The sequence below is a fragment of the Arthrobacter sp. yr096 genome, assembly GCF_900108925.1.
In the GTDB taxonomy this organism is placed as follows: Bacteria; Actinomycetota; Actinomycetes; order Actinomycetales; family Micrococcaceae; genus Arthrobacter.
In genome coordinates this window covers 1-12,420 of sequence record NZ_FNYI01000018.1, presented here as the reverse complement: position 1 = coordinate 12,420, position 12,420 = coordinate 1, and the positions used below count along the sequence as shown (strand labels likewise).

Genomic DNA, 12,420 nt, shown 5'->3' with positions numbered 1-12,420 from the left:
GCACTTGCCAGGTGACCGACTGCAGCACGGAACAGCGGGGCATCCTTAGTCCTGGTGATGACGTGGCTGAGGCCCAACGGTTCATAGAGATAATCAACCAGCACATCATCCCAGGCCTTCCCGCGGAGAACTTCAATGATCCTTCCGGCAACGTTGAACCCGGAGTTGCAGTAACTCAACGGTCCTCCGGGTGCAGTAATGCTGATGGCTGTGGACAACGACGCAACGTACTTCTCAATGCAGTCATCGCCATACCCTGTGTCAGTGAAGAGATCGCCGTCAATGCCACTTGTATGTGTCAACAAGTGGCGCACGGTAATCAGGCCTGAATAATCAGAGTTAGCGATTTTGAAGTCAGGAAGAACATCAACTACCAAGGTATCGAGAGTGAGTTTCCCCTCGTCAACCAACTGCATGATGAGAGTTGTGGTCCAGATCTTCGTGATTGACCCGTATTGGAAGATCGTCTCCGGCGTGACCTCGACACCAGTGGCGAGACTGGTCACCCCGGTCGTCAAAACACGCAGATCAACCTCGCCCTCTGAATCAAGAGCAATCAAACCGACCTGCACTCCCGGGACGGCGTGCTTCTTGGCGAGAGAATCAAGCCTCTCCTGCCATTCCGGCGTGCTCAACAGATCTGACGGAATTGTTACGGACATTAATGCTCCTAAGAATTATTGTTCCCAGCGGGAGAAAACTGAACCGGTAACCAGAGTGTTTTTTCCCTGGCAGTTACTCAGACAGGCGGATCGACCAAGGGTCAATAACGCCAGACTGACTAGCCGTGAATCCCTGAATGAAGACAGTGTTATCGGTCCATCCCAACGGAAGGACATCTGCATCCGAGACGAGCGCGCGTTCTGCCGCCTGCCACTCAGGACATCCCGCAACTCCGACAGTCCCCATGGCAGCGGGACCGAGTCGTCCAGGCCTAGCTCTGCCCGCCTGCGTAGTACATGTTCGGGCCTTGTATCGGCACCCAGCGACAGCTTGGCTGGACCCCCGGGCAACAAAAGAAGCATTAAGTATGCGGGGGTGACGAGGACCGCTACCGAAACTAGGCGAGTAAGGCGGCGTGCGACATATGCAATCCATAGGCTGCTAGCCCCAATCGCCGTGACTTCCTGCGATACAACCTCGTGGTTGTCTTCACGCGCTGGGTCCATTGTCGGCGGAGGCAGGCCTATCCTCTTATCCGTGGATATTGGGCTCTTCACAAATTCAGTCTTCCAGCGTGACGCAGATCAAGTACAGGGCGTGGTGCAGCGACATTGGCTTGAGTATTGTCAAATCGCACAACGCGCGAGTGAGAGGGCGGTCTACCCCAGTTTCGGTCCGAAGCCGCCGGATGACATCAGTGATCTGGTGACGTAGTTGGTGCACTTGCGACTCAGTACTGGGCCGCGGAGGTATTCCAGGAGGCCCTTGCTTGCTTCCGTGGGGCCGTCTATGGTTCCGGTCTCTCGATGGCGGGCAAGGCATACCCCTCGCCAGGGGTTTTTACTCTAGCGCGTGGACAAAGGTTGACACGTGGCTCTACCTCATCAGCCGGCCAGGGCCTGGCCGCACGTCGGTGTTCAATTTGGGTAAGGGAGCGGGATCAACGACCTGGCTGGTAGGGGCACCCGGGCGGAATGCTCGGGGGCTTCGACTACGCGCCAGCCCTCTTCGCAGGAGGGCACGCTGGTCGATCCTCGGCGATAGCAGCGAATAGGCTTCGGATCTCGACTGCTTGGAGTTCAGTCAGGTCCAGGGTGACCCGGCGGCGCGGACAATACCCACACTTTTCGCCCGGGCTGGGTCGTTCATCGACCGGACCAGCCCCGGATTCCGCTGGTTTCCGCAACTAAGCAGCCGTTTCCTGGCAGATCCTAAGGCTCCCTGACAACTCGCTCGAGCCGTAGGGGTGTGGTTTCCGTTTGGTCCCGAGTCTTCAGGGCGCGAGTGTCCTACCCGATGCTTCGTCATCAAAGAGGCTGTAGGCCGTAACCGCTACGTGAAGGGAAGTGCGGATATGAGGGTCATCGAGACTGACTCCCAAGACTTTTTCGATTCTAGCTAGGCGATCGTACAAAACCGTTCGCGATAGCAGGAGCCGCTTAGCGGCAGCCGCCTTCCCGCCAGGTGTCTGGAGCACAACGGAGAGTAGTTCGAGTAACTCGGTGCCGTGCCTGGCATCATAAGAAACGAGTGGCCCCAATTCGCGCCGGACGAACAGGTTTAGCCGTTCGTCGTCGCGTAATAGATGAATAAGACCGCGTAGATGTACATCCGCAAGGGTCACCCAGGGTCTCTGATCCTCGTCGGTAGTGGCGGCCAGGATGTTCCGCGCATCGATCAACGTTCGGAATACTTGGTCGATGCTTTCCACCACTTCTCCGCAGGCCACAACAAATCCTCCGGACTTTCCTAACTCCCGAGTGAGCCTTCTCAAGACTCCATCTACCGAAGTGTCCGACGGTGTACTGGCCAGGCCGAGGACATGGTCCGTATCGAGCCCGACAATCATTGGGAGTCCAAGCGCCCGCGCCGATGATGTCAGGAGCATCGCGACGTCCGAGGGAGGCCACTGCTTGGACCCTTCGAGGGGGAATCGTCCCCTGATCCCTATCGCAAAAAATTGCCGAGACTGCACGGGAAATTGAGCAGCTTCACACCGCAGTGCGAGCTCCGGTGACGGGCGACCGGAGCGAAGATCAGCGAGCAGGTTCGTATGCGTATTGCGTTCAATACTGTCTCGTGCCCGGGTCCGCATCTGGTGAAGAACCAAGGCTCCTGCTGCACGTTCCAGGAGAACGTAGTCGCGGCGGCTGGGCAATGCGTCAGTCATGAGCACAAGACGGCCCCAGTCGTCGCCGCGTGACCCAACAACAGTCATCAGCCAACCCTTGCGACGGTCGTATCCCGTACGTCCAAATAACACGGCCGCCCTTGACCGCCGCGTCCAGTCCCTAAGAATGTCTGAGGTGTTCCGCCCAGCGCTGTCGAACCCGATAACCTGGTGCCGCGTTGTTTCCAAAACCACTGGGAAACCGGCTGACAATGCAACAGCAGCGAGAATGTCCTCCGGTCCCGATGCCTCCAAATCCAGCCGTGTAAAAGTCTCGTGGACGTGGTCAATGGCCCTAAGGTCTTCAACCTGCGCTTCAAGGATGAGGCCCCCGATCTGCTCAGTTACTTCGGCGAAACGTACTTCCCGGTGAAGCGCCACGAGGAGTAGCTCGACCTTGGCGCAAGCGTTAGTGAGGGCCTCCGGAACTTCTTGCCATTTTCTCCCAAGCTCAAGGAGAAGTCCCGCGGCTCCGGCGGCAGCCAGGGATTCCGCGTATGCGCCAAGGCCCTGGTCGTCCACCGGCAGAAATGAGCCTGTTGTCATCACTAGTTCGTCTCCACGTAGCAGGTGGGCGATATCGGATACTTCTGCTGGGTGTATCCAACGAACTGGCCGGTCGAGTTGGTGTGCCGCAGCGAGAATCTCCGGTTCTGCGGAGGCCAGGACCTGAGTAGCCAGCACTTGCCTCACAGTGGGCAACATATTCCTCCTCGACGGACGTAGGCATACTGCAATATTTCGACAGTCAAACATAGTGGAACGCGGGATACAGAGGGAAGGAACCTGGTACGCGGCAGCTATCGTGCCGATGGTATGGCGATAGCCGCTCCATGGACAAGTACAACCTTCGAACGTTCGGTCAGGGTATCGGTGGGCTTTGGTTTGCTCCAAGCAGGGACGGTATCCCTTCCATAGTGTGGTCATCCTCGAGCTTGATCGCCATCGACGGGGGCCGCAAGGGTAAATCCAGGCAACGCTGAAAAAGTCTGTTCCCCACGGGGTGGCCGCATCAACCAAGGCATCTGATGAGAATCGAGACATAGTGTCGGGAAACGCACCTGATACAGACAACATGTCTCTTCGTTCTGTTTCTCTATTCGGCGATTCTGGACTAACCAGCGAGGGGAGGATCCCGAGCGGGGACCAGCGTGAAGAGACAGGAACAAATGAGCATGATCGACACCAGTGCGACGACCGAAACAGCATCGGCCCGAGCCTATCGTCTAGACCGAGAGCATGTCTTTCATTCTTGGTCGGCGCAGGATGCGTTGCGCCCCATGGTTATTACAAGGGCTGAGGGAAGTTATGTGTGGGATGGTGACGGCAACAGCTACTTGGATTTTTCCAGCCAACTCGTCAATATGAACGTCGGCCATCAGCACCCCCGTGTCATAAGGGCCATTCAGGAGCAGGCAGGGAAGCTCTGCACGGTGGCGCCACAGTACGCGGTAGACGTGCGCAGCGAAGCAGCCCGCCTCATCTCGGAACGGACCCCCGGCGATCTCAACAGGGTCTTCTTTACTAATGGTGGCGCGGATGCCAACGAGCATGCGGTCCGGATGGCACGCCTTGTGACGGGCCGTTACAAGGTCCTAACCACCTATCGGTCGTACCACGGGGGAACCACCACCGCGGTCAACATGACCGGCGATCCCCGCCGTTGGGCTAACGACTATGGAAATACCGGGACAGTCCACTTCTGGGGACCCTTCCTGTACCGGTCAGCATTCCATTCAGAGACTGAAGAGCAGGAATGCCAGCGCGCGCTTGAACACCTTGAACGCACAATCGCCTTTGAGGGACCCACGACCATCGCCGCAGTTGTCTTGGAATCAATTCCGGGGACGGCTGGCGTAATGGTGCCACCCGCGGGTTACATGCAAGGCGTGCGTGAAATCTGCACAACGTTTGGGATCAAGATGATTGCCGACGAAGTCATGACCGGTTTCGGCAGGGCTGGATCCTGGTTTGCCATTGGCGACACGGGAGTCACGCCCGACCTGCTGACTTTTGCCAAGGGCGTTAACTCCGGATACGTTCCCCTAGGTGGCGTTGCCATCAGCGACGAAATCGCATCCTACTTTGGCTCGCGCGCCTATCCAGGTGGCCTGACCTACTCGGGCCACCCCCTCGCTGCCGCCTCCGCAGTTGCTGCGATCAATGTCATGGAGGACGAGGGCCTCATAGACAATGCGCGCCGTCTGGGACAAGAGGTGATCGGACCACGACTGCATGAAATGGCTCACTCCCATCCCAGCCTCGGCGATGTGCGCGGTAAAGGCGTCATGTGGGCCCTCGAGCTGGTTAGTGACCCAGCTACCCGTGCGCCGATGGCACCCTATGGCGGTTCAAGCCCTGCCATGAATGAGGTTTCTGCATTTTTGAAGGCTCAGGGAATGTTGCCGTTCGTCAACTTCAATCGAATCCATGTGGTGCCCCCTTGCAACATCTCGGATGCAGATACGCACAAGGGACTGGACATGATCGATGCAGCACTTGCCATTGCGGACAAATATGTAGTCGGCAGTGACAGCTGACGACATGAAGAGGCACCTCAACCAAGCCAGACTTCACGACATCAGCCATTCACAAGGAGTAATTCACATGGTGCGCGAGCTTTCACACTACGTAGACGGCCAAAGGGTCGATGGCACATCGGGCCGCTTCAGCGACGTCTACGATCCCTGCACGGGCGAGGTCCAGGCCCGGCTCCCGCTGGCCAGCGCGGACGAGGTCCGCAACGCCGTCGCGAATGCCGAGAAGGGCCAGCTCGAATGGGCGGCCATGAACCCGCAGCGGCGGGGACGGATCCTGCTGAAGTTCGTTGACCTGGTGACCCAGAACATGGACGAGCTCGCCACGCTGTTGTCCTCCGAGCATGGCAAGACGTTCGCGGACGCCAAGGGCGACATCCAGCGCGGCATCGAGGTTGTCGAGTTCTCCGCAGGGGCGCCGCACTTGCTCAAGGGCGAATTCTCGGACAACGCCGGTGCGGGGATCGACGTCCACTCGCTGCGCCAGCCCCTGGGCGTGGTCGCAGGCATCACCCCGTTCAATTTCCCGGCCATGATCCCGCTGTGGAAGTCCGGCCCGGCTCTTGCCGCCGGCAACGCGTTCATCCTCAAGCCCTCTGAGCGGGACCCCTCTGTTCCGTTGCGCCTGGCCGAGCTGTACAGCGAAGCCGGGGTGCCGAACGGCGTCTTCAACGTGATTAACGGTGACAAGGAAGCCGTGGATGCGCTGTTGGAGGACCCGCGTGTGAAGGCCATCGGCTTTGTGGGCTCCACGCCCATCGCCCAGTACATCTACGCCACCGCAGCAGCGCACGGCAAACGCGCGCAGTGCTTCGGCGGGGCGAAGAACCACATGGTGATCATGCCCGACGCCGACCTGGACATGGCAGCCGACGCCCTGATCGGTGCCGGGTACGGTTCCGCAGGCGAACGCTGCATGGCCATCTCCGTGGCCGTGCCGGTCGGCCAGGAAACCGCCGATGCCCTGGTGGCCAAACTAACCGAACGCGTCAAGGACCTGAAGGTGGGCCACAGCCTGGCCAAGGACTCGGACTTCGGCCCGGTCGTAGCGCAGTCCGCCAAGGAACGGATCGAGGGATACATCCAGTCCGGCGTGGACGAAGGCGCCACCTTGGTCACCGACGGCCGTGGCCTCACGGTGGACGGCTACGACGGTGGGTTCTGGGTTGGCCCCACGCTCTTCGACCATGTCACCAAGGACATGAAGATCTACAAGGAAGAGATCTTCGGCCCCGTCCTCAGTGTGCTGCGCGCAGCTGACTACGACGAAGCGCTCAGGCTCTGCAGCGAGCACGAGTTCGGCAACGGCGTCGCGATCTTCACCCGCGACGGCGACTCCGCCCGTGACTTCGCCAGCCGCGTCGAGGTGGGCATGGTGGGCATCAACGTTCCGATTCCCGTCCCGATCGCCTATTACACCTTCGGCGGCTGGAAAGCCTCCGGTTTCGGCGACCTGAACCAGCACGGTGCCGACGCCTTCCGCTTCTACACCAAAACCAAGACCGTGACGTCGCGGTGGCCCTCCGGCATCCGCCACGGCGCCAGCTTCATCATGCCCGAAGGAAGCTAGCCTTAGTCCAGCTATGACAGCACGTCGTAGTCAGCTGTGCTCAACCGATCCGACCGCCAACTACGAAAGGAGTCAGTACATGAACGAAATGCACCTGATCATTGGTTCCATCCCACCGATCAGCACATTCTCGACCGTCGATGGCATTCACGAGTTAACGCCAAGGCTGGCGGACCACCATCCGGCCTGCATCTCCACGCCGGGCACCCTTGTGTCCGGCTTTGCCTCCGCATCTATTGGAGGTGGCCGTTCATGATCAAACGGCAGGCTTCACCGGCGCGAGTCGCCGACCCGCCCCCGTCGGGCCGGGCGCGGCGCCGCCATAACTTGATGGTGCCAATGCGTGACGGTGTCGAGTTGGCGTTGGACGTGCTGCTCCCGGACGGCGAAGGACCGTTCCCGACGGTGCTGAGCCGCACGTGCTATGACAAGAACAGGCACATCGACACGCCACGTCCGGTACTGCAGGCGTTGCTCGGGGCGGGCTACGCGATCGCGGCTCAGGACGTCCGCGGCCGTTTCAACTCTGACGGTCGGTGGGGGATGTACTTCGCCGAATTCGACGACGGGTTTGACACCCTGGAGTGGCTGGCCGGGCAGCCTTGGTGCGACGGCAACATCGGCATGTATGGCGTCTCCTACGAGGCGTCGGTGCAGTGGTTCGCGGCCCGCAGCGGCAGCGAGCACCTCAAAGCCATCGTGCCGATAGCGGCCACGCCCAGCTCTATGTGGGCCAACGAGCCCCTCCGCGGCGGGGCATTCCTTGCGCCGATGGTGCAGTATGCGGTCGATATGGGGTATCGGTCCTTCCAGAGTACCGACTTCGGCAGCAAGCTCTGGGCCGAGGACCGGCCCTCGTCGATGGCGTTGCCATTCGCCGACATTCCCGCAGCCCAGGGCGCGCAAAGCCCATGGATCGCCGAGATGCTCCAGCACCCCACGCTGGACGAGTTCTGGGCGCGCGGCGACTTCAGCTGCTGGGACCAGATCCGGACACCGGCACTGCACATCACCGGCTGGTGGGACATGAACCTACCCGGAGCCCTGGACAACTACCCGGGAATGCGCGCTGGCGCGGCGACCGCCGAAGCTCGTGACGGTCAGCGGCTCATCATCGGACCGTGGCCGCACTGGATGAACAACACTCGTCAACTCAACGGCGTCGACTTCGGCGACCAGGCGGTGATCGATCTCGACGGTCATATCGTTGAATTCTTCGACCGGCATCTCAAGGGTATGCCGGCCGAGGACGACGAGGACCCGGTGCACGTCTTCGTGATCGGCGCCAACGAGTGGTGGGCCTCGGACCGCTGGCCGCTCGCCGAAGCGGTCGACCGCGAGCTGTTCCTCAGCTCGGATGGCCACGCCAACAGCCTGCTCGGCGACGGCGGGTTGACCTGGGAGATCCAGGGCGACAGCCCCGCGGACGAATACGACTACGACCCGTTGAACCCGGTGCACGCGTTCTTCCACATGAGCGCCGACGGTCCGGTGGATGACCGGATCCCGAGCCAGCGGCCGGACGTGCTCTGCTACACAACGGCTGCCCTGACAAAGGACATCGACGTGGTGGGTCCGGTGCGGCTTAAGCTCTGGGCTGCCTCCTCGGCAACGGACACCGACTGGCACGCCCGTCTGGTCGATGTCCACCCGGATGGCGCCGCCCGGTACCTGTGTCACGGCGTGCTGCGTGCCAGGTTCCGTGACGGCTTCACTACGCCGGCCCTGCTCGAGCCGGACCGCCCCTACGAGTACGATATCCCGATGGACGCGGTGGGCATCCGATTCGGCGTCGGGCACCGCATCCGACTGGAGATCACCAGCAGCTGGTCACCCCGTTACGACCGCAACACCAACACCGGCGCGGACAACCCGTTCCAAGAGAGCCGTACAGTTGTGGCGCACCAGACGATTCTGCACGACGCGGAGCATCCGTCCCGGCTCATCGTCCAGGTGGTCGAACGAGACGCCGATCACGCGTCAGCGGCCGACCAGCCATGACATCGGCCAGGTGCACTATCCCGGCAAGTCGGTGACACCCGGGCCTGGGTGATGCAACAAGAGGACCTCCGGGTATTGCGTGATGCTTTTTCGAGAGCAAACACGCAATCCTGGAGGTCCTCGTCTCCCACTCCAACGCGCAGGCCCTGCTGGCCGGCTAAAAGCTGGCCCTATTGTTTCCTTGAAGATCGCTGGCCTTTGCGCAAGGGCGGGCAGCGATTCAACGTCCCGGTGCCCACGGCCCAGTCGGCTTTGGCAGGTCCCATCGGAGCGTTATGCACCGAACGCCGGGCCGTTGAACTCCGGACCCCCAAACGCTTGAAAGAACCCGCAAGAACCGGGCCAGCTACGCGGCTAAACCCTCATCAGGACGCCGTCGACGACCATCCAGAAAGCCTGCTACCGATCTCGCGTCCTGGCCAAGTACTGACAGGCGTCGGCATCAGACACAAACGCACCCACCTCTCCGACGCGGGAATTTTCGGCAAAGTGAACGATTCAACGGCACCCTCCTAAAAGAGTGGGCCTACGCGCGCCGTTACGCACCAGAAGCCGAACGCCAGAGCTGTTTCCCGCAGTTCATCGACAATCACAGCAGGCCACACACATCACTCAAAGGTGAGAATGTCAATCTGGCCTGAGCTCATCCGGGGTGAAACTGCCGACTGATTCGGCCCCACTGTTCCTTTTTCAGTCTTGCCTTATGGTCTCGGGAGGCCGAGGAAAGTCCGCGGCCCTACGTCCAGCTCCCAGATGGACTTGCCATGGCGGCATCAGCGCACATTGGGACACTGCAGCGTCTTCGGCAGTCCCTAGCTGAACTAGTCCTTCAACTGTATGCATTCGCTTGTCCCCGCCGAAAAGCTCGGTTCTTATGTGTGGGGAGTTATCCATTCATATTTGCAAGAAATAGATGAGTCCTGAATGCCAAAGTAGCGTGTGCTGGCGCCCTTGTTCGCCTGGTGTACGGGCAGTCCTTTTGGGTTACACCAGCCGCGCTATCGTCACTGGAGACTCACGTTTCCCGCTGTCCTCGCTGGGCGCAGCAGACGTTGGAAGGACCTTCGGGTGTGGTCCACTCGAAATTCGACCCATCCGTGATGCCTGGGATGACCTTGAGAAAGGAAGACGGTCTACGCGGCCAGGGCCTGCAAATTCGATGGTGGAGGGTCGGGCGCAGCTGGTTGGGCCCCCGTTAGCAGTCCAGCGTCTATGCGATAGCTGATTGGTTTTCTTGCGTCCAGTTGTCCCAATAGCGGTTCGGCGTCATGCCGTTCAGGGAGCCGTGGGGCCGTTCATGATTGTAGATAGCTTTCCATTCCTCGGCCAAATACTTTGCTTCGGCCATGGTGTCCATGATTTCGCCGGAGAGTTCTCCCCTTCTGAATTGGGCGTTGAAGGATTCGATGAAGCCGTTTTGCCAGGGCGATCCAGGGTCGATGAACGCGGTGTCCACGCCGGCGGTGTTGCACCACTCGATCAGTGCGGCAGCGGTGAACTCCGGCCCGTTGTCACATCTGAGGTAGGTCGGTGCGGTGTGCCGGTTTCGGCGATGATGTTCTCCAACACGGCAACGACGTCGGCGGCTTTGAACGACCTGCGCGGGATGATCGCCAGCGCGGTGCAGGTGTATTCGTCGATGACGTTGAAGAACCGGATGTGCCGTCCGCAGGAGGTCACGTCAGACTGGAAGTCGAAGCTGACCACATGCATCGGATACTCGGCCGTCAGGCGTTTCAGTTCCCCTGCGCCGGGCCCGGTGCGGCGCTTCTTTCTGGCCCTGGGTTTGCAGGTGAGCCCTTCGTCGCGCCACAGTCGGCGGATCCGCTTCCTGTTCAGCACCACACCTTCCCATGCCGGCTGTCCCAGCAGGTGCCAGCGGGCCTTCCGCCAGCCCCACGCTGGGTGCTTGCCGGCCACGGCCCGCAGCTCCATCCGCAGCTGAGCCTCCTGGACGCCTGTCTCCGGCATCTTCTTGCCGAACGCGGACCGGTTCTGCCCCAGGACTTTGCAGGCGAAGCGTTCGGACGCCCCGAATTTCTCCACCGCCATGCGCACGGCACGGCGCCGGGGTTCGGGGCTCAGAATTTTCCCTTCGCCACCTCATTCAGAATGTCGATAGCCAGCTCCTTCTCCGCCAGCAGTCGCTTGAGCCGGGCATTCTCCTTCTCCAGCTCCTTGGTCCGCTTGGACGCCTCGGCGTTCTTCTCGGACCCGTACTGGTTCAGCCAGCGGTACCAGGTCGCCTCGGTGACCTGGAGCTCCTTGATGACCTCGACCATCGGGCGTCCATCGTTGAGCATCTTCTGGCCCTGACGGACCTTGGCGATGACCTGCTCCGGGGTGTGTCTGCGTGCCATGATTCGTGAATTTCCTCCTGTGTCCATTCTCGGACACGAAACTCACACAAACACTGGACTTCTACCCGGGGCCCCAACCACAGCCACTGGGATTCGGCCAAGCATCGAGGTCGGCGCGGAGATGAGAATTTGCCCCTAAGACATGTGGGCGTCACGTAGTCGTTGCAAATTGTCGGCTCGATGAGGCACCTGAACAGGTAGTGGCGCGTTCGGGGTATCGGAGGGGATAACCACCAAACCGAGCTATCACTATTCGGTGGTGACACCCTGATCAGACTGCAAGGGGCTCCCGGGCGCAAGACCCGGGAGCCCCTTTTGTCTGGACGCCGAGGACTTGGCAATACCGAGGCAAGAGTTCGGCGCCCAGAAACGGGCACGTCGATATCGATGAGCGTCCGCGCCAGCCCTTGGCAGGCTGACGCGGACGGGTGTCACTACGACAAGAATCTAGTCAGATACTTTGCTGTAAAGCCGAGTGGAGTAAAGAAATTCAACGCCATCGATTACTAAGTGTTGGAATTCGGTAGCCGATCCTTCGGGATCAGCCATGAATCTGGAATTCGACAGCATGTGGACCTTGTACGGCGGCCCGTCTGGTTCCCCATTTACGTTAAGCTTTGCCGAAGCAGTCAGCAGAAGCTGCCCGTCCTCCCGCCGGGTCAACTTCATACGTGCCGTCGTGGATTCATAGGTACCGAGCAGCCCACTGCTGTCGAAGTCATCGCTGGCGCCTTCAGCGACGGGTTTGGGATAGGTGAGTCCCAGCTCAGCGCCAATTGCAGTCTCCAACTCCTTTGCCAGAAGGGACCCACCGCGTGAGTTTGTCAGGATACCCATGGCCACTTTTGCTTCGGGAAATGTGTGAAGACTGGCAATCTGGCCGATAGTAGCTCCGCCATGGCGAACAGCAGTCGCAGTCCCCCAGTCCGACAAAACCCACCCCAAGCCCCATGCCTGATCCACAGTGGAGACGGTCGATAGGTCGAACTGCGGCGTCCGCATAAGTCGCGCTGATTCCTCGGACAGGATTCGCTTGCCATTCAGTCCGAGCCCATCGCGCATATGGGCCGATGCAAACATGAGCAGATCCTCAACTGTGCCCGTAATTACTCCGGCCGG

The 12,420-nt window shown here is 60.3% G+C and carries 8 protein-coding genes and 1 pseudogene; 4 read left to right on the top strand and 5 right to left on the bottom strand.

The window, feature by feature from the left end; translation table 11 throughout:
• From BMY91_RS22745 to BMY91_RS22740, 3 genes are all read right to left on the bottom strand, one after another.
• A partial coding sequence (locus BMY91_RS22745; protein WP_143054100.1) for a serine hydrolase domain-containing protein occupies window positions 1–662 on the bottom strand: 662 nt, incomplete at its 3' end.
• 15 nt (window positions 663–677) lie between these two features.
• A complete protein-coding gene (locus BMY91_RS23680; RefSeq protein ID WP_371261074.1) occupies window positions 678–1,169 on the bottom strand; it encodes a hypothetical protein in 492 nt (163 codons plus the stop codon).
• A 767-nt stretch (window positions 1,170–1,936) separates the two neighbouring features.
• Window positions 1,937–3,538 carry a PucR family transcriptional regulator gene (locus tag BMY91_RS22740; RefSeq protein ID WP_177179995.1) on the bottom strand — a complete coding sequence of 534 codons (1,602 nt, stop codon included), beginning with the start codon at window positions 3,536–3,538 and terminating at the stop codon, window positions 1,937–1,939.
• Window positions 3,539–4,002: 464 nt separating this feature from the next.
• Here BMY91_RS22740 and BMY91_RS22735 point away from each other — a divergent pair, with 464 nt between their 5' ends.
• From BMY91_RS22735 to BMY91_RS22725, 4 genes are all read left to right on the top strand, one after another.
• A complete protein-coding gene (locus BMY91_RS22735) occupies window positions 4,003–5,373 on the top strand; it encodes an aspartate aminotransferase family protein (protein WP_090826417.1) in 1,371 nt (456 codons plus the stop codon).
• A 67-nt stretch (window positions 5,374–5,440) separates the two neighbouring features.
• A complete protein-coding gene (locus tag BMY91_RS22730; protein ID WP_090826414.1) occupies window positions 5,441–6,940 on the top strand; it encodes a CoA-acylating methylmalonate-semialdehyde dehydrogenase in 1,500 nt (499 codons plus the stop codon).
• Window positions 6,941–7,019: 79 nt separating this feature from the next.
• Complete coding sequence (locus BMY91_RS23255; RefSeq protein ID WP_177179994.1) at window positions 7,020–7,196, top strand: hypothetical protein; 177 nt, start codon at window positions 7,020–7,022, stop codon at window positions 7,194–7,196.
• Window positions 7,193–8,941, top strand: coding sequence for a CocE/NonD family hydrolase (locus BMY91_RS22725; RefSeq protein WP_090826411.1), 1,749 nt, complete (start codon window positions 7,193–7,195; stop codon window positions 8,939–8,941). The genes BMY91_RS23255 and BMY91_RS22725 overlap by 4 nt, the downstream gene beginning before the upstream one ends.
• A gap of 1,210 nt (window positions 8,942–10,151) precedes the next feature.
• Here BMY91_RS22725 and BMY91_RS22720 read toward each other — a convergent pair.
• A pseudogene (locus tag BMY91_RS22720) lies at window positions 10,152–11,301 on the bottom strand (IS3 family transposase).
• A gap of 447 nt (window positions 11,302–11,748) precedes the next feature.
• On the bottom strand, window positions 11,749–12,420 hold a 672-nt coding region (locus BMY91_RS22715), incomplete at its 5' end, for a serine hydrolase domain-containing protein (RefSeq protein WP_143054099.1).